This window comes from Shewanella halotolerans (assembly GCF_019457535.1).
Classification (GTDB): Bacteria; Pseudomonadota; Gammaproteobacteria; order Enterobacterales; family Shewanellaceae; genus Shewanella; species Shewanella halotolerans.
The window spans coordinates 637825-656616 of the sequence record NZ_CP080417.1 but is presented as its reverse complement, the minus strand read 5'-3'; the positions used below and the strand labels follow the sequence as shown (position 1 = coordinate 656616).

General features: G+C 51.6%; 17 protein-coding genes and 7 tRNA genes. 3 read left to right on the top strand and 21 right to left on the bottom strand.

All coding sequences use genetic code 11. The features are described from left to right. Positions 1-52 precede the first annotated feature (52 nt). The 21 genes from K0H81_RS02985 to orn all read right to left on the bottom strand — a co-directional run bounded on the left by K0H81_RS02985 (position 53) and on the right by orn (position 15788). Positions 53-754 carry a cytochrome c1 gene (locus K0H81_RS02985; RefSeq protein ID WP_144199728.1) on the bottom strand — a complete coding sequence of 234 codons (702 nt, stop codon included), beginning with the start codon at positions 752-754 and terminating at the stop codon, positions 53-55. Further along, the gene (locus K0H81_RS02980) at positions 754-1968 is read right to left on the bottom strand and encodes a cytochrome b (protein ID WP_220059838.1); all 1215 of its coding nucleotides are present in this window, start codon (positions 1966-1968) and stop codon (positions 754-756) included. Before K0H81_RS02980 ends, K0H81_RS02985 begins: the two co-directional genes overlap by 1 nt. Next, positions 1968-2558: a ubiquinol-cytochrome c reductase iron-sulfur subunit gene (gene petA, locus K0H81_RS02975; RefSeq protein WP_041508372.1), complete on the bottom strand. Its 591-nt coding sequence runs from the start codon at positions 2556-2558 to the stop codon at positions 1968-1970. The genes K0H81_RS02980 and petA overlap by 1 nt, the downstream gene beginning before the upstream one ends. Before the next feature lie 334 nt (positions 2559-2892). Continuing rightward, entirely contained in the window at positions 2893-3771 is an 879-nt protein-coding gene (gene hflC, locus K0H81_RS02970; protein WP_144199732.1) for a protease modulator HflC, read from the bottom strand. Positions 3772-3773: 2 nt separating this feature from the next. Then, positions 3774-4916 (bottom strand): FtsH protease activity modulator HflK, encoded by a 1143-nt coding sequence (hflK, locus tag K0H81_RS02965; protein ID WP_144199734.1) that lies wholly within the window; start codon positions 4914-4916, stop codon positions 3774-3776. A gap of 43 nt (positions 4917-4959) precedes the next feature. Then, entirely contained in the window at positions 4960-6258 is a 1299-nt protein-coding gene (gene hflX / locus K0H81_RS02960) for a ribosome rescue GTPase HflX (RefSeq protein ID WP_220059837.1), read from the bottom strand. A 20-nt stretch (positions 6259-6278) separates the two neighbouring features. Continuing rightward, complete coding sequence (gene hfq, locus K0H81_RS02955) at positions 6279-6557, bottom strand: RNA chaperone Hfq (RefSeq protein WP_144199738.1); 279 nt, start codon at positions 6555-6557, stop codon at positions 6279-6281. A gap of 92 nt (positions 6558-6649) precedes the next feature. Continuing rightward, a complete protein-coding gene (miaA, locus tag K0H81_RS02950; protein WP_220059836.1) occupies positions 6650-7576 on the bottom strand; it encodes a tRNA (adenosine(37)-N6)-dimethylallyltransferase MiaA in 927 nt (308 codons plus the stop codon). Further along, a complete protein-coding gene (gene mutL / locus K0H81_RS02945) occupies positions 7569-9452 on the bottom strand; it encodes a DNA mismatch repair endonuclease MutL (RefSeq protein ID WP_220059835.1) in 1884 nt (627 codons plus the stop codon). The genes miaA and mutL overlap by 8 nt, the downstream gene beginning before the upstream one ends. 9 nt (positions 9453-9461) lie before the next feature. Continuing rightward, entirely contained in the window at positions 9462-10781 is a 1320-nt protein-coding gene (locus tag K0H81_RS02940) for an N-acetylmuramoyl-L-alanine amidase (RefSeq protein WP_144199744.1), read from the bottom strand. After that, complete coding sequence (gene tsaE, locus K0H81_RS02935; RefSeq protein ID WP_011864368.1) at positions 10768-11241, bottom strand: tRNA (adenosine(37)-N6)-threonylcarbamoyltransferase complex ATPase subunit type 1 TsaE; 474 nt, start codon at positions 11239-11241, stop codon at positions 10768-10770. Before tsaE ends, K0H81_RS02940 begins: the two co-directional genes overlap by 14 nt. Positions 11242-11475: 234 nt before the next feature. Further along, entirely contained in the window at positions 11476-12954 is a 1479-nt protein-coding gene (locus K0H81_RS02930) for an NAD(P)H-hydrate dehydratase (protein WP_220059834.1), read from the bottom strand. A gap of 449 nt (positions 12955-13403) precedes the next feature. Then, positions 13404-13859: a hypothetical protein gene (locus tag K0H81_RS02925; RefSeq protein WP_144199750.1), complete on the bottom strand. Its 456-nt coding sequence runs from the start codon at positions 13857-13859 to the stop codon at positions 13404-13406. Positions 13860-14251: 392 nt separating this feature from the next. Further along, positions 14252-14344: transfer RNA gene (locus K0H81_RS02920), tRNA-Gly, on the bottom strand. 42 nt (positions 14345-14386) lie between these two features. After that, positions 14387-14476: transfer RNA gene (locus K0H81_RS02915), tRNA-Gly, on the bottom strand. A 39-nt stretch (positions 14477-14515) separates the two neighbouring features. After that, positions 14516-14616: transfer RNA gene (locus K0H81_RS02910), tRNA-Gly, on the bottom strand. A gap of 39 nt (positions 14617-14655) precedes the next feature. Beyond that, positions 14656-14731, bottom strand: a tRNA-Gly gene (locus K0H81_RS02905). A 7-nt stretch (positions 14732-14738) separates the two neighbouring features. After that, a tRNA-Gly gene (locus tag K0H81_RS02900) sits at positions 14739-14814 on the bottom strand. A 45-nt stretch (positions 14815-14859) separates the two neighbouring features. After that, positions 14860-14935: transfer RNA gene (locus K0H81_RS02895), tRNA-Gly, on the bottom strand. A gap of 45 nt (positions 14936-14980) precedes the next feature. Continuing rightward, a tRNA-Gly gene (locus tag K0H81_RS02890) sits at positions 14981-15056 on the bottom strand. A gap of 186 nt (positions 15057-15242) precedes the next feature. Then, on the bottom strand, positions 15243-15788 hold the full coding sequence (orn, locus tag K0H81_RS02885; RefSeq protein ID WP_220059833.1) for an oligoribonuclease: 546 nt from the start codon (positions 15786-15788) through the stop codon (positions 15243-15245). A 115-nt stretch (positions 15789-15903) separates the two neighbouring features. Here orn and rsgA point away from each other — a divergent pair, with 115 nt between their 5' ends. The 3 genes from rsgA to K0H81_RS02870 are packed head-to-tail and all read left to right on the top strand — an operon-like array spanning position 15904 to position 18762. After that, complete coding sequence (gene rsgA / locus K0H81_RS02880; protein ID WP_220059832.1) at positions 15904-16959, top strand: small ribosomal subunit biogenesis GTPase RsgA; 1056 nt, start codon at positions 15904-15906, stop codon at positions 16957-16959. 43 nt (positions 16960-17002) lie between these two features. Next, a complete protein-coding gene (gene asd / locus K0H81_RS02875; RefSeq protein ID WP_220059831.1) occupies positions 17003-17863 on the top strand; it encodes an archaetidylserine decarboxylase in 861 nt (286 codons plus the stop codon). 8 nt (positions 17864-17871) lie between these two features. Next, entirely contained in the window at positions 17872-18762 is an 891-nt protein-coding gene (locus K0H81_RS02870; RefSeq protein WP_144199758.1) for a DMT family transporter, read from the top strand. Positions 18763-18792 lie beyond the last annotated feature (30 nt).

The window sequence follows — 18792 nt, the reverse complement described above, 5'->3', positions numbered from 1 at the left end:
AAAGCCCCCCGTTTATAATATGCGGATAATATATTCTAACCTCTATTGGGGGTTAGTGTACATCTTTCCAGTACTCTTTCTTCAAGAGGTAGGCCACAATAAAGAAAATAAACAGGAAGCCCATTACCCACCAACCTAAGCTTTCACGCTCAAGTTTTACCGGCTCGCCTGAGTAAACCAGGAAGCCTGTGATGTCACGAACGACTTGATCATATTCTTCTGCAGTCAGCTTTCCACCAGTAGCAACGAAGCTACCGTCTTCTTGCTTAACCTGCAGACCTTGCAGCTCTTGCAGTACGTGGGGCATAGCCACTGACGGGAAGACTGTGTTGTTTACACCAAATGGACGAGTCTCATCTTTGTAGAAACTCTTCAGGTAGGTGTAGATCCAGTCTTCGCCACGTACACGTGCAACCAGAGTCAGATCCGGTGGCGCGGCACCGAACCATTTCGCCGCGTCGACTTCAGGAATCGCATTTTCCATCAGGTCGCCCACTTTGGCATCGGCATTGAGCATATACTTGTTACGCATATCGTCAACTGAGATACCCAGGTCTTCGGCTACACGGTTGTAACGCTGGTACTGAGTGCTGTGACAGCCTGAGCAGTAGTGCTGGAAAGTATCCAGACCACGTTGCAGTGACTCTTTGTCTTTCAGGTCAACGTTAGCACTTTCTAGATGAACATGGGCACCACCTGCAGCAAACGCAAGAGATGGTACTAATGTAACTAATGCAATCAGTAATTTTTTCATTAGTGGGTCAACCTCTCTGGTACAGGCTTAGTTTTCTCATTCTTACTGTATAACCACAGTGCTAAGAAGAAACCGAAGTATGTCAGAGTGAAGATACGCGCAGCAATTGTCAGCGTTGGCGTCGCAGGTACGGCACCCAGGTAGCCTAAGATAACGAAAGATACGGCAAACTGACCAATATTCAGCTTATGAATCATGCTACGGTAGCGGATTGACTTCACCTTACAACGATCTAACCAAGGTAGAACGAAGAGTACGGCAATCGCTAGACCCATACCCACAACCCCTAACAGCTTGTCAGGAATCGCACGTAGGATGGCGTAGAATGGAGTGAAGTACCAAACTGGCGCAATGTGCTCAGGTGTCTTCATCGGGTTAGCCGCTTCGAAGTTTGGCTTCTCGAGGAAGTATCCACCGCCTTCAGGCATGAAGAACAATACGTAGCAGAAGACGACCAGGAAGCCAGCGACGCCCATGATATCTTTTACTGTGTAGTAAGGGTGGAATGGGATACCGTCTTTCGGCCAGCCATTCTCATCTTTGTTCTTCTTGATCTCGATACCGTCAGGGTTGTTAGAACCCACTTCGTGCAGAGCGATCAGGTGCAGGAACACCAGAACCACAAGCACCAATGGCAGCGCGATAACGTGTAGCGCGAAGAAGCGGTTCAGTGTCGCACCAGAAACAACGAAGTCACCACGAATCCATAGTGTCAGGTCGTCACCGATAACAGGGATAGCACCAAACAGAGAGATAATTACCTGTGCGCCCCAGTAAGACATCTGTCCCCAAGGAAGCAGGTAACCCATGAACGCTTCAGCCATCAGTACGAGGAAGATCAACATACCGAACAGCCACAGCAGTTCTCTAGGCTTCTGATAAGAACCGTAGATAAGGCCACGGAACATGTGCAGATAAACCACCACGAAGAAGGCCGATGCACCGGTGGAGTGCATGTAACGCAACAACCAGCCGTACTCGACATCACGCATGATGTATTCGATAGAGGCGAAGGCACCTTCTGCGGTTGGTACATAGTTCATGGTCAACCAGATACCGGTCAGCAGCTGGTTGACCAGTACTAGCATGGCTAGCGAGCCAAAGAAGTACCAGAAGTTGAAGTTGGTCGGCGTCGCATATTGACCTACGTGACGGTTGTAGGTCGCCGTCATAGGGATGCGCGCATCAATCCAATCGATAATATTCTTAACCATTATGCAGCCCCCTGGTCGACACCGATGATCACGTTGCCGTCATCAATATATTGATGAGGTGGAACAACTAGGTTCAACGGCGCTGGAACACCCTGGAATACACGACCAGCCATATCAAACTTAGAACCATGACATGGGCAGAAGAAACCAGAAGCGACGCCTTCAACCTGTTCACCGAATGTATCAGGCAGATACGTTGGAGAACAACCTAAATGCGTACACAGACCAACGGCAATAAAGTACTCAGGCTTGATTGAGCGAACGGCGTTCTGCGCGTAGGCAGGTTGTTGCTCTTCGTTAGACGCTGGATCGCGTAACTGATCATCGTGAGTAGCAAGACCCTTTAAGATCTCTTCAGTGCGGCGGACAACCCATACAGGCTTTCCACGCCATTCAACACGGATCAGCTGACCCGGCTCTAACTTACTAATATTTACTTCTACCGGCGCACCTGCAGCTTTCGCTTTGGCACTCGGATTCCACGACTTTATAAAAGGAACCGCTACAGCGACGGCACCAGCACCACCCACTACGGCGGTTGCTGCGGTCAGGAATCTGCGACGTCCGGTATCGACTGGCGCATTGCTCATCCACTTATCTCCAGAGAGTGTTGGAATTTTTGTTTTAAAAATTTTTGAATTTGGGGTTTTACCCCAAAGCGCAAAAATCAAATTTGAGGCGGGGCTCATTATAGCCAAAAATTAGAAGCAGATCATAGTAAAACAAAGCACAAAGTTAACTATGTTAGGAAATAGCTCATTCTAGAAGAAAATGGGCAGCAAGAGCGGCTTAAAACTGTCAGGATTTTACCTGATAAAATGGTAAACGAGAATAACAATCAAAACTAAATTAGTAACTTGCAGAAGTAAGCGATAAAAAAGCCCGAACTCGTCGGGCTTTAATCTCAATAATCCTCAATGAGAACTATTTAGCGTTAGCGTCCTTCATATACTTAAAGAAGTCGCCTTCTGGCTCGAGCACCATAACGTTAGAACCGTTACCAAAACTCGCCTGGTAAGCCTCTAGACTACGCAAGAAAGAGTAAAACTCAGGATCTTTCTTATAAGCATCGGCATAGATCTTAGCGGCCACGGCATCACCTTCACCACGAACCTGAAGCGCCTTACGCTCAGCTTCTGCGATCTGAATGGTCACACTCGCATCTGTCTTGGCACGAATAATCTCAGACTGCTCCTTACCCTGAGCACGATGCTCTTTCGCCACAGCGGTACGCTCGGCGCGCATACGCTGGTAGATACTTGAGCTCACGTTGGCAGGTAGGTTGATCTGCTTAACACGCACGTCGACCACCTCGATCCCGAGGTCCTGGGCGCTGTCAGAGGCGTTTCTGAGCGCATCTTGCTGCAGCTCGTCACGACTTCCGGAGACGATATCCTTAATGGTACGACGACCAAACTCGGTGCGCAGGTCGTTGTTGATCTTGCGTTGGAGCAGAGATTCCGCCTGAACCTTGTTACCACCATTAGTCGCGAGATAGTACTTCTCGTGATCTTTGATGCGCCATTTCACGTAAGAGTCGACCATCAAGTCTTTCTTCTCCGACGTGACGAAACGGTCCGCCGCGCCATCCATGGTCTGGATGCGAGAGTCGAGATACTTGATCTTATCGATCACCGGCAGCTTAATATGCAGACCCGGCTTATAGATGCGGGTTACGCCCTCGTCTTTGATGATCTTACCAAAGCGCGACACGATAGCGCGTTCACCCTCGTTGACCACCATCAGGGACGATAGACCCATAGCGACTAAGATGGCCGCAATAATAACAGATAATCTACCCATGATTAGTTTCTCCCCTGGCGAGTGCGGTCGCTACGAGAAGGCCTTCCATCTAACGGCATGCCAACACTATTTACTATGCTGTTAACTGAGTCATTGACCGTATCCACCTCGACAGGCTTGCTGGTCTTGGTCTGTGGACGCTGCTCCATTAACTTATCCAGTGGCAGATACATCATGTTATTGCCCGCCTTTGAGTCCACCAGCACCTTGTTGGTACCCGATAAGACCTTAGACATGGCGTCGATGTAGAGACGGTTACGTGTCACTTCTGGCGCAGCCTTATACTCAGGCAATAGCTTTTCGAAGCGAGCCACCTTACCGCGAGCCTCTAGGATTTCACGCTCTTTATAAGCATTTGCCTGCTGCTCCATACGCTGAACAGTACCGCGCGCCTTAGGCTCGATCTCACGAGAATAAGCCTCGGCTTCACGAATGAAGCGCTGCTCATCTTCCTGCGCCGCGATAGCGTCATCGAAGGCGTCTTTCACCTCTTCCGGCGGACGTGCCGGCAAGAAGTTCACGTCACGAATCTCAATACCCAGGTTGTAAGGCTTGATGATACGCTCAACTTCTTCCCAAGTATCACGACGGATCTGATCACGACCAGTCGTCAAAATGTCATCCATCTTGTTGTGGCCCACCACATAACGCAGCGCGCTATCGGTGGCTTCGCGCAGGCTCGAATTGGCATCGACCGCGCTAAACAAATAGCGATAAGGATCGACCACAATATATTGTACATCCAGCTCCACCAGGACAACGTTCTCGTCGGCGGTGAGCATGCTGCCAGAGGCTGGAATTGAGCGAACGTTGCTCACGTTCACCGGGAAGACTTCATCGATGAAGGTCGCCTTCCACTGTAGGCCTGGCTCCACTTGGCCAATGTACTTGCCAAAGCGTAGCGCCACACCCTTTTCGGCTTCTTTCACCGTATAGAAACCTGAGAGGCCCCATACGACAACGGCGATGCCTAATACAATGATAAAACCTAGCGCGCTGAATCCACCGCCAGCGCCATTTCCTTTACCCCCAAAACGCTTCGAAATATTCTTAAATACTTCGTCGAGATCTGGCGGCCCCTTGTCATTGCCGTTCTTGTTTCCCCAAGGGTCTTGACCCTTGTTACCGGGCTCGTTCCAAGCCATTTAGCACTCCATAGGTGTATGAAATAAACGAGATTACTAAAAACTACTCTATTGCTGCGGTTTCAACAATAAAGGTTTCCAACTCCCCTTGGCTCTGCTTCGCTAATCGGTGCCAATCGGCCTCCAACAAACGAACAGACAAGATACAGTTCCCCAGATCGTCATACTCTTTCTGCTGTATCACATCCAGTCGATAAAACTGACCAAGATAATGCCCGGCCGTCGCCGGAATTCGCAAGGTAAGCTCCAATATGGCCCGTCCAACCAACTGGTTGATGGCCTTTTCGAGCAAATCCAAGCCTAGACTCTGCTGGGCCGAAACCCAAACACGCGTAGGAACCCCATCGCCGTCATAGTCGATCTTAGGTCCCACATCTTCCAACAGATCTATCTTGTTACAGACGATCAACTGTGGAATCTCTTCGGCGCCAATCTCTTTAAGTACCAATTGTACCTGTTCAAAATTGTCGCCCATATTTTCATCAGCACTGTCGACCACATGCAGCAGAAGATCCGCTTCGCGGGTTTCCTGTAGGGTGGCTTTAAACGCCGCCACAAGATCATGGGGAAGATGTCTGATGAAACCGACCGTATCGGCCAAAATGACCGAACCGTCTTGTAAGTCTAACTTACGCAGGGTCGGATCCAGTGTCGCAAACAGCTGGTCGGCGGCGTAGACCTCGGAAACGGTCAAGGCGTTAAATAGGGTCGACTTACCGGCGTTGGTGTACCCCACCAAAGACACGGTCGCGAGCTCGCTTCGCTGCCTCGCCCGGCGACTCTGTTCACGCTGTTTATCGACCTTTTCCAGCCGTTTGTTGATGGTCTTGATACGACCACGCAGCAGACGTCTGTCGGTTTCCAGCTGAGTTTCACCCGGTCCCCGCAGGCCGATACCACCTTTTTGCCGTTCAAGGTGAGTCCAACCACGAATCAGGCGCGTCGACATGTGGCGCAATTGCGCTAGCTCCACCTGCAACTTACCCTCATAAGTCCTGGCGCGCTGAGCAAAAATATCCAAAATCAGCGTCGTACGGTCTAAGACCCGACACTGACAGATCAGCTCAAGATTACGCTCTTGTGCAGGACTCAGGGCGTGGTTAAAAATCACCACATTGGCGTCAGTGGCGGCAACCATGGCTGCCAACTCTTCCGCTTTACCTGTACCAACAAAATACTTTCTATCTGGAGAACGACGACTTCCCGTGATCACGCCAACGGTTTCAGCGCCTGCCGACTCGACCAATAAACGAAGTTCGGTAATATCTTCCCTACTGTCTTCATCTGAAAAGTCGATATGGACAAGTACTGCAGCTTCTCCCGCCTCATAGCGTTCAAACAAAAATCGAACTCCTCAGGAAATTACTCAGCGCTATCGTCATGTGGTGCATTGTAACCCGCCGCCTGGTTAGGCGTGTTGTGATGGCTGCTCACGTTAAATGGACGCGCAGGCACCACGGTAGAGATAGCGTGCTTATAAACCATCTGGCTGACAGTGTTCTTCAATAAAATAACAAACTGATCGAATGACTCAACTTGTCCCTGAAGCTTGATACCGTTAACTAGGTAGATAGATACCGGAACGCGTTCACGTCGTAATGCGTTCAAAAATGGGTCTTGTAAAGATTGCCCCTTTGCCATTATGTAATTTCCTTTTTATTAAAATTAATTAAAACCTAATACAGCATCAATTTCTGGTTTGGTTTTAGTATTATATAGAGTGAATGAATTAGCTAGCGACAATACTCTAATAGTCCCGCCAGATTAGATTCATCCCCACTCTCCAGCCAATTTAGATCAGCCCATCCTCGCAACCATGTTAATTGACGCTTGGCCAATTGCCTAGTCGCAACTATGGATTTTTCGACCATAGTATCATAGTCATATTCCCCATCGAGATACTGCCACACCTGGCGATATCCGACACATCTCATCGAAGGTAGGTCTAGATGCAGATCCGCTCGCGCCTTGAGCCGCTGCACCTCTTCGACGAAACCTTGATTTAACATCAATTTGAATCTTTCTGCTATAGCAAGGTGTAGCACTTTGCGATCTTTCGGTGCTATGCCAAATTGCACCACTTTATAGGGCAAGGCATCGGCCTTCACCTGAGTCAACTCGGTCAAGCTCTTACCGCTAATCCGGTACACCTCAATCGCCCGCGACAGACGCTGGGGATCGTTAGGATGGATCCGCTCTGCCGATACAGGGTCAATTCGACGCAGCTCGTCATGTAGCGCCTGCCAGCCCTTAATTTCGACCTCTTTGGCTATCTCGGCCCGAATCGCCTCATCTGCCGATGGCAAAGGCGACAAGCCTTCCAATAGCGCCTTGAAGTAGAGCATGGTGCCGCCCACCAACAGGGGCGTCTTGCCCGCGGCTAGGATCGCTTCGATGTTAGCGATGGCGTCGCTGCGAAAATCCGCCGCCGAATAGCTCTCGCTCGGATCGCGAATATCGATCAATCTATGGGGCGCCCGGCTCATCTCTTCCTGGGTCGGTTTGGCGCTGCCAATATCCATACCCCGATAGATGAGCGCCGAGTCGACCGAGATAATCTCGCAGTTATGCTGCTCGGCCAATGCCATCGCGAGCGCTGTCTTACCCGACGCCGTCGGCCCCATCAGGGTGATAATTGTCGGCTGACTCTCGCTATTCACTCGTTTGCTCACCTAACCATGTTTGCCAAGGCATCACCTTGGCCAAAGATAAAATTTCTTGCTGCTGCGACTCGGCAAGCCCCATGAGCTCGCCCCAGAGTCGACTCGCCGAATTAAACTGTTCACCCGACTGGTTCACCAGCCAGTTAACCAGGGCTTCAGTTGTCGGCTCTTCGAAGCGAATCCACTGGAGAAACTCAGGGATCACACTCGCCAGCTGACTCTGCCTTAGATATGGGGGCACTTTTTTAATTATCAACTGGCCGAGGCGAATAGTTAGCTCTAAGCCCAATTTTCTGACCAAAAGCTCTCTTTCGACCAGGGTCTGCTGCCAATCTTCATCCACCTTGACCGACACAGGCATCAACAGCGGCTGACCAATCAGCCCTGCATCCAGCTTGGCTTCAATCTCGCGGCGGGTCACTTCGCGCGCCGCACAGCTAAGACTCAATAACGCCAACTCACTCCCCCTGACCAAGAGCCAATACTGACCGTCGAGCACCTGAGGCATGGGCGGAAGATGGCTGTCACGCTGTTGACTCGACACGCCGGGTGTGGTCATCAGCTGGGCATAACTATCGACCGCTGCCTGGCTAGGAAGCTCCGCACTTACATAGCTACGCCCTCGCCCAGCAAACTGACCGCCGCCATAGCCACTCATCTGGGCCTCTTGCACTCTCTGGCCAGCTGCTTGGCGACTGGCTTCGCGCTCGCCATAGGCAGGCCGTTCATTCGCGATCCCTACTGCGTTTTCTTCAGTCTCGCCAAGCGCAATCTGATTGGAATCTGTGTCACTTTGCTGCGTCTGTAGCGGACGAATATAGGAAGCCGATCTATCCTGGTCAGTTACCTGACTGTTCTGAGCGGTCTCGAAGGCGAGTTCGCTCGACTGACGCAGCGCCGATTCCAGCGCCTGCAGGATAAAGTCATGCACATAGCGACTCTCGTGGAAGCGCACCTCATGCTTGGCAGGATGCACGTTGACATCCACCTGATGGGGATCCAGGTTCAGCATGAGCACGAAGGCGACCTGCTCCCCCTGCTGCTGGGCAAAGGCCTGACGCACCGCATGATTGACCAGGCGATCACGTACCAGGCGGCCGTTTACATAGAAATATTGGGTATCGCCAACCGCCATCTCGCTAAATGGCGACTGAATGTAGCCGCTGAGGCTAAGGCCATTATGGTTACAATCGACCCTGAGGGCATTGTCGGCGAAGGCCTTGCCGCTGACCTGTGCCAGGCGCTGCAGATACTGCGCCTCCGTCTTGGCCGGGCGGTAGTTACGCACCTGTTTGCCGTTGTGCTTGAGGGTAAAATGGATCTCGCTGCGCACCAAGGCGATACGTTTAAGCCACTCATCGATATGGGTAAATTCTGTCTTATCGCTCTTTAAGAAGCGACGTCTGGCCGGCGTGTTGAAGAAAAGATCCGCCGCCTCGACCGTCGAACCGACAGGGTGCGCCGCCGGGATCACCCGAACCGCCATCTCGGAGCCCTCGGCATAGGCCTGCCAGGCCTCGCTCTGCTCCTGCGTGCGGGAGGTCAACGTCAGTCGGGAAACGGAGCTGATACTGGCCAGCGCCTCGCCGCGAAAACCAAAGCTTAAGATGGCATCGAGGTCGTCTAACGAGGCCAGCTTAGAGGTGGCATGACGGGACAGTGCCAGACTCAGCTCCTCCTTGGGGATGCCTGAGCCGTTGTCGGTGATCTTGATCAGCTTGCTGCCGCCCTTGTCGATCTCGATATCGACCCGGGTCGCACCAGCATCCAGGCTGTTCTCCACCAGCTCCTTGATCACTGAGGCAGGACGCTCTACCACCTCCCCGGCGGCAATCTGGTTAGCCAGTTGAGGAGGCAAAATACGTATGGTCATCTTGGCTCCTTAGGCCCGGGGAATGATCAGCTTCTGACCAATGTAGAGGGTGTTGGACTTGAGCTTGTTGGCCTTCTTGATGCTGGCGACTGATACTTGATAGCGATGGGCAATCACCGACAGTGATTCGCCTGCGGTCACCTTGTGTTTGATACCGCTCTTACTGGCCATCATGGTATTGGCCGGAGGATTATTCTCGAAATAGCGCACCACGCCTTTGTGGACGGCATTGGCAATATTGTTTTGGTGATCCCTCTGGGTCAGCAGGCGTTCCTCTTTGTGGTTCGAGATAAAGCCAGTCTCCACCAGGATAGAGGGAATATCAGGCGACTTGAGTACCGCCAGGCTGGCCGCCTCGGGCTTATGCTTGTGCAGGCGAGTCACCTTACCCAGATTAGCCAGCACATCTCCGGCGATGTTATGGCTGATCGCCATAGATCTGTCCATCGACATGTCCAGCAGGGTCATGGCCAGATACTGTTCATTATCCGCGTTCTGGATAATCTCACCGGCACCACCCAGCAGCTCAGAGTGCTTCTCTTTCTGCTCTAACCAGCGACCGATCTCACTGTTAGCGCGGCGCATCGACAGCACCCACACAGAGGCCCCCTGAGGCTTAGGCGAGGTAAAGGCGTCGGCGTGAATCGACACCAGCAGGTCGGCCTTGCTGTTGCGGGCGATCTCCGAGCGTTTGTTCAAATTGACAAAGTAGTCACCGGAACGGGTCATGATGGCGCGCATGCCCGGCGTGGCGTTGATCTTGGCCTCCACCTTCTTGGCTATCTGCAGCGCCACCTTCTTCTCATAGATACCAGAGGGGCCGATGGAACCGGGATCGTCGCCGCCATGGCCAGCATCGATGGCCACTATGATGTCCCTAAGCTTCTGCTCAGGCTCGACTTTTACCGTCTTAGGACTCTGATTACCCCCTTCGAGATCCACCACCAGGCGATTGCCATAGGGCGCCGTAGGCGACAGGGCAAAGAGGTTAGCCTTGGCGGGCTTAACCAGATCGATCACCAGCCTCAGGGTGCCCTTCTTGGGCGGCTTGCTGATACGCACCCGCTTGACCAGCTTACTGTTGTTCTCGATCTTATTGAGATCCAGCCCGGTTGCCGTGGTCGTCAGATCCACCACCAAGCGATAGGGACTGGTGAGGGTGAAGTGGGAATATTTTGGCGGCTCGCGCAGATCAAACACCACCCGCGTCGATTCTGGTGCCGCCCAGATACGCACACCTTCCAGCTTATTTGCACTATAGGCAATGGAAGGAATGCATAGCAAGACAATCAATAATAGGCGTTTTATTAGTGACTCAGTTCTTATCATTATTATGTAAACTATCTAACAAAATCTCTCCGGCGCGTGAGTGCGCCGTCAGCATGACCTCTCGGCCCTGTTGATGATACTGAATATGGATCGCCAGATCCGCCTCGGGCAGTAGGCCGACGCCCTTATCGGGCCACTCGACAATACACAGGCTCGACTCGGTAAAGTAGTCTCGAATCCCCATAAATTCGAGCTCTTCTGGATCACTTAATCGATATAGATCAAAATGATACACATCAATATCACCTAGCTCATAGGGCTCAACCAGCGTATAGGTCGGACTCTTCACCGCCCCCTTATGCCCAAGGCTCTGAATGAGCCCCCGACTAAAGGTCGTTTTCCCCGCCCCCAGTTCACCACTCAGATAGAGGGTCAATGGCGGCTTGATCGCACTGGCTAGCCTTTGACCTAAGCTAACGGTTTCTGCTTCATTTTCAAGATAAACTTTTACTGGTGTCATCGTATCTATCGCTAATTAAGGACAATCCTTTTTTGAGCCAGATACTTTAACCTAAACCGGCGTTTATCTAAACAGACATTACTGTATTTTAATCTGGTTAGAGTCTGTTGCTCTTTACTGCTTGTTTCTTCAGCAGCTTGTTGACCATTTGTACAAGGCAGAGCCAGTGCAGTGTAGTTATCTACATAAGCTGGCGATAACGCAGTAGAAATGCTCAACAAACGCCGCCCTAAGCTAAATCTTATCGACCAGGGCGCGTATGTGGGCGAATAGATCGCAGGCCAACATGCCTCGCTCGCCATCTTTCGCGGCCAGATCCGCTGCGGCCCCATGAACCACTACTCCGGCACTCGCCGCCTCCATCTTAGGCATCCCCTGGGCCATCAAGGCCGCAATGATGCCGCCTAGCACATCGCCGCTGCCACCGCTGGCGAGCCCAGGATTTCCCACCGGCGCCACATGACACACCTCACCATCATAGATGAGAGTGCCCGCACCCTTGAGCACCACCACACCGCCATATTTAGCCTGCAAGGCATAGACGGCGGCAAAGCGATCCGCCTCCACCTCGGCGATGCTAATCCCCAACAACCTGGCGGCCTCACCGCTGTGAGGGGTCAACACCCAGTTGCTTTGACGTGACGGCTCGAGCGCCAGTAGGTTAAGCGCATCGGCGTCCATCACGCAGGGCTTGTCGCTCAGGCCTGTCGCCTTAAGCAGGTTATAGCCCCAGTCGTGTTTACCCAGTCCTGGACCAATCAGCAGAATATCGGCCCAACCCAAGCGTTGATACACCTCCATATCCACCAGCTCGCAGCCCCAGAACATGATTTCCGGTCTGCCCGAGTTAACCACGGCCAGATGTTCGGGTCTTGAGATCACTGCCACCAGTCCGGCGCCCGCCCGCAGGCAACTCTCGGCGGCCAGACGCGGCGCCCCGGCCATGCCGATATCGCCACCTATAACTGTCACCTTACCGCAGACCCCCTTGTGGCTGTTCTGCGCCCTGGCAGGCAATCCAAGGTCGGTCAGCCTATGGGCAATATTGAGCACCTTAGACTCAGGCAGATACTCCTGCAGGCCGATATCGGCAAACCAGAGCCTGCCGACACAGTCCCTGGCCTTACCCGTGATCAGTCCCTGTTTCGGCGCGCCAAAGGTCAGGGTCACATCTGCCTTAACCGCTAACAGGCCGGCGCCAGTATCCACATCGATACCCGATGGCACATCTAAGGATAAGATCCAGGGAGAATAATGATTGAGCGCCACTATCATCTCGGCAAAGGGGTCGCGCAGCTCTCCCTTAACACCTGTGCCTAGCAGGCCATCGACGACGACCTCAGCCTCCTTGAGCGCCTCTTCATAGTCAGATAGCTGATGCCCGCCCGCAGCGAGAAAGGCCGCCTTGGCATAACTGATCCCCTCACCAGGCTCTGGGCGCTCCACCGCATAGAGGCCGACATCACAGCCAGATTCGAGCAGCAAGGTGGCGCAGATATAGGCATCTGCGCCATTGTTGCCATAACCTGCCAATACCAGAATTTTGCTATTGAGCTTGCCCTCTCGTTGCAGTAACTCGAAGGCCGACTGTCCGGCGCTGTCGATCAATTGGCACAAGTTTGCCTCACCGGACGCGATCAGACGCGCTTCGGCATCACGAATCATCTGCGCCGTATATAAGGCCGATGGCAGCTGGCCGTCACTAAACAACATCTGGATTCTCCTTAACAAGACTCATCACCGGGGCGGATTACCCTAAGCCTAAGCATATTCGATATTTGAGTTTTTAATCGCCAATAGATTCCGCTTAAACGCCAGAGAATGTAAGAAGTTTGATCTGGCACAATAAATTCGCCGACTCAACGACAAAAAGGCCAACGAGGCGATAACAAAACATTTCATCAAACTTAATTGAACTCGCTAGAAAGTCAGTCAAATTACTGAGCCATTGGAGCCAGAAAACGCGATATAGATGCAAGAAAGTGATAATTTCGCCCTGGCATAAGAAGAAAAAAGCAATGAAAAATAATTAGCTATAAATGCCTGCTTGCAATTGTCTCGGCATAAATGAAAAAAGGCGCCCAAGGCGCCTTTTTATCAAATCATTATCAAGAAAACTGGCCAGATGGCTCTGATTCAATGATTCAGCTTAGTGAATCGGGTTAGATATCTTCCATTCTCAGGCTGCTGTGCACCAGACGTTGCTGTTGAATCTTCTCGACACGCACCAGATCGTTGAGAGCGTTCTTCACATCACCCGGAACAGAGGAATCCGCCGTCTTCTCAAACAAGCCAATCAGACGGTTATCGAGATCCAGGTGCAGCTCCAACAGATCATCTTCGTTCATGTTGGCCGCAGGGATCACGTCTTGGCAGCGTTTGATGAAGTCTTCAAACACGATATCGTTGTACCAGAGTTCCAACAGACGGCGTGGTGCCTCTTCGATATAGTCATCGATCTTCTGAGAAACCTCTTTCTCATGTTGTTGCAAATACTCCAGCATCAATTTCACGCGAGACGAGTCTACCGCACTGTGCAAACGCGCATATAAACGGGCCATTTCCAAGCGACACTTAGAGACATATGCCAACTGTTCATTAAGTTGTTGAAATCTCATCTTTCCTTCTCCAATCGATGCCAAGTTTTAGGCGTTAATACTGATTTGATTTCATTATGGGAGTAATTAGCGCAGTTTTTTTTGAACAATGTCATAGTTTGCGCACTTCTGAAGTCGCTACATTAGACAAGCTTAAAGAATTTTATCTCACATCACGCTAATGGCATTTTTGTGATCTTCACGCCGATAAAGGGCCAATAATCGCTAGCTTAAAGGCTTTCTGGGCAAAACAGGCCATCGACGACTCACTAAAGTAATCGTGAAAAAAATGAATAAAAATTCATCAGGGTAATTGCCATGACACCGAATCGATTACAACAAAAAGCAGACCACTAGATGACTTAAGGATACAAACCAAGGGGAACTGGAAGCTGAAACTATAGGGAGAAATTTGGCGCGACATATCGGGTTCGAACCGATAGCCTATACCTTGGCAAGGTATCGCCCTTTGGCTCTATACAAAGAGTCAACTGAGCTAATGTCGCAATGCCGAATTAGATGATTGGTACTAGCGGGGAAAAATTTGCAGCGACATATCGGGTTCGAACCGATGACCTATACCTTGGCAAGGTATCGCTCTTTTGCTCTATACAGAGAGTCAACTGAGCTAATGTCGCAATGCCGAATTAGATGATTGGTATTAGCCGGAGAAAATTTGGAGCGACATATCGGGTTCGAAACAAACAACCGATGACCTAAACCTTGGCAAGGTATCGCCCTTTTGCTCTATACAAAAAGTCAACTGAGCTAATGTCGCAAGGCCTAATTAGATGATTGGTACTAACTGGAGAAAATTTGGAGCGACATATCGGGTTCGAACCGATGACCTATACCTTGGCAAGGTATCGCTCTACCAACTGAGCTAATGTCGCATAAATTTGGAGCGACATATCGGGTTCGAACCGATGACCTATACCTTGGCAAGGTATCGCTCTACCAACTGAGCTAATGTCGCAAAATCTGTGAGTCTGGATATTGGTGTAGCCAAACTTTTGTAATTTGGAGCGACATATCGGGTTCGAACCGATGACCTATACCTTGGCAAGGTATCGCTCTACCAACTGAGCTAATGTCGCAAAATCTGTGAGTCTGGATATCGTTGTAGCCAAACTTTTGTAATTTGGAGCGACATATCGGGTTCGAACCGATGACCTATACCTTGGCAAGGTATCGCTCTACCAACTGAGCTAATGTCGCATAAATTTTTTCGAGCTAAATTAACTGTCATTATCAACAAAAGGTATCGTCTTTCACCTTTTATCAACTGAGCTAATGTCGCATTTCAATCTCTACCAGCGAACACGCCAGTAAAAAGTTGAGGCCGCATTATAGGAGAATTTCGCCCCTCTGCAACCCCCTAATTTAAAATTTTCTACCGTTTGGTCAAATTTTAAATACTTTCTCACGATAATATTGGAGTTCCGCGATCGATTCCTGAATATCAACCAGTGCCTGATGTGTGCCCTGCTTCTTAAAACCGTCCATTACCTCAGGCTTCCAGCGACGCACTAACTCTTTAACAGAGCTGACATCTATGTTGCGGTAGTGGAAATAATCTTCCAGGGTTGGCATGTAACGGTTCAAGAAACGTCTATCCTGACCTATGCTGTTGCCGCACATTGGCGATACACCGGCAGGTACATGCTCAGATAAGAAGGCAATCGTCTGCTCGATGGCATCTTGCTCGCTGAAGTCACTCGCCCTGACTCTGTCGATCAGACCCGACTCGCCGTGATGCTTCTGGTTCCAGTCGTCCATCGCCGCAAGCACATCTTCGCTCTGATGGATGGCAATTACCGGCCCTTCCGCCAAGATGTTCAATTCCTTGTCAGTCACAATCGTTGCTATCTCAATGATTCTGTCGACCTCGGGCTCTAGTCCCGTCATCTCCAGATCAACCCAGATCAGATTTGTTTCATCTGCAGCCATATATCTGCCTTATCAATGCGTGTTTGCCTAAATTCAGGCTTTTTTATTTAAGACCGTGTATCATACTGCTTTTTTAGAAGACACAAAATAACCTTATTTTGACGATGACGACACTGTGAGTAAAAAGAAACCCCTAAGCCAAGGCCAACGCCGCCGCATGCGCGCCAATCATGAGAAAAGGCTGCAGCGCAAAGACGCAAAAGAAACAACCATTGAGTTACAGGATAGCTCACTGGGGCCAGAACAGCTGGGCACCGTCATCTCTCGTTTCGGCCAACACGCTGATGTCGAAACGGAAAACGGTGAACTGGTTCGCTGTAACATTCGCCGAAATATTCAAAGCCTGGTCACCGGCGATAAGGTGATCATGCGCCAGGCCAGTGAAACCACAGCCACCATAGCCGGCGTGGTCGAGGCCGTTCACCCGAGACACTCCTCACTGTCACGGCCGGATCTCTACGACGGCATCAAGATCATCGCCGCCAATATCGATCAGATACTTATCGTCTCTTCCGTGGTGCCTAGCTTTACCACCCAGATCATCGACCGCTATCTGGTGGCCGCCGAAGACACAGGCATAGCGCCCGTCATCATACTCAACAAGATAGACCTGCTCAGCGACGAAGAGGCGCCTGCCGTCGAGGCCGCGCTGGAACGCTATCAAGCCATCGGCTATCAGGTATATAGGGTCAGCAGCAAGTCTGGCGAAGGGGTTGAGGCGATCAAGACCCTGTTAAAAGATAAGGTCAGCGTGTTTGTCGGTCAGTCAGGCGTGGGTAAGTCATCGCTAATCAATGCCCTACTGCCAGAAGCCGAGCTCATCACAGGCGACGTGTCCGAGACCTCGGGCCTGGGCCAGCACACCACCACCACGGCCAAGTTGCTACACTTCCCAAGTGGCGGCGATCTGGTGGACTCTCCCGGCGTCCGTGAATTTGCCCTCTGGCACCTGCCTGCCGAGCGCGTAGGCTGGTGCTTTATTGAGTTTAGGGACTATCTCGGCACCTGTAAGTTTAGAGACTGCAAACACAAGAATGATCCTGGCTGCGCCATTACCCAGGCCTTCGAGGAAGGCAAGATAGCCCAGGACAGGTACCAGAACTACCACAGAATTATCGACAGCCTGGACGAGCAGCGCCATGCCCGTCATTTCAAAAACGATAACGACTAACTAAATTAAGAACAGCCAAACTGGATTTGAAGGAAAACAGACAGTGGACAAATTGAAGATTGCCTTGCAATACATAATGCCGAAACACCTGCTCTCGCGACTCGTGGGTAAACTGGCAGCCGCCGAACTCGGCGCGGTAACGACAAGCGTAATTAAGTGGTTTATCAAGCAGTATAAGATAGACATGAGCGAGGCCGCCGAGAGTGCACCCGAAGCCTACGCCAGCTTCAACCAGTTCTTCACCCGCGCCCTGAAACCCGGCATCCGCCCCCTGTGTGACGATGACGACTATATCGTTCATCCGGTCGATGGTGCCGTCAGCCAATGCGGACCGATCAAAGAAGGCCGTATCTTTCAAGCCAAGGGACATGAATATTCGTCACTTGCCCTTTTAGGCGATCAAGCCGATGATGCCAAGCGCTTCGAAGGCGGCGACTTCGCCACCATCTATCTGGCACCAAAGGATTACCATAGAATTCACATGCCCATTAAAGGCACCCTGTCTAAGATGACCTATGTGCCTGGCGAGCTGTTTTCGGTGAACCCGCTGACGGCCGAAAATGTGCCCGGCCTGTTTGCCCGTAACGAGCGTGTGGTGGCCATCTTCGAAACCGAAATCGGCCCTATGGCCATGGTCTTGGTTGGCGCCACTATCGTAGCCAGCATAGAAACCGTCTGGGCTGGTACCGTTACCCCGCCGACGGGCAAGAAAGTCTTCACCTGGGACTACCCAACCGAGGGCCCAGAGGCGATCACCCTGGATAAGGGCGAGGAGATGGGACGCTTCAAGCTTGGCAGCACTGTAGTCATGCTATTTGCCAAAGACGCGCTGGAACACTTTGCCGATGGCGTCGAGCCTAAGGCCGTTACCCGCATGGGTCAGGCCTTCGCCAAAATAGATTAGAGGAAATCTTGAACACAAGTAGCAGCGAACGCTCTGGCTTAATCGAACTGCATCTGGCCGTCCTCCTGTTTGGTGGTACGGCCCTTTTCTCCAAGCTTATTCCCCTCAGTGCCCTGGATATCACGGCACTTCGCTGTTGCATCGCCGCCCTTGCCCTCGCCCTACTGGTTAAGGTCAGCGGCAAGCACCTCAGGCTCAATCGCGGTAAAGACTACGGCATCGCCCTGGGGCTCGGCATTATCGTCAGCCTGCACTGGGTCACCTACTTTGCCGCCATGCAGCTGTCATCGGTGGCCATCGGCATGATCGCCTTCTTTACCTATCCCGTGATGACGGTTCTGGTGGAGCCTTTCTTTACCGGCAAACGCCTTGAACTGGCCGACATCATCAGCGGCATCTGTGTCCTGCTCGGCGTCAGCCTGCTGATCCCAGAGGCCAACCTGGGTAACGATGTCACCCTGGGGATCATCATAGGCATTCTGTCGGCGGCCCTGTTCACCGCCAGAAACCTGCTGCACAAGCGCTACTTCGCCAGCTACAGCGGCGCCCAAGCCATGTACTACCAGACAGGAGTCAGCGCCCTGTTCCTGCTGCCCTGGCTCGAGGTCGACCCAAGCGCCATCCAAGCCAACGTCTGGTGGTTGGTGATCCTCTTAGGCATAGTCTTTACCGCCGCGCCTCACGCCCTGTTTACCTCGGCGCTGCGCCAGCTAAGCGCTAAGACGGTCAGCCTGGTCTCCTGCCTGCAACCCCTCTATGGTGCCCTGTTAGCCCTGTTGATCCTGGGCGAGGGACTCGCCATGAAGACGCTGATTGGCGGCGCCTTAGTGGTCTTTACCGCCGTCTATGAGACCCAGAAGAGCCATAAGGCCAACCGCGCCCAAAAGGCGAAATCCTAAGACATTTTCGTCATTGGTAAAGGAAACGCC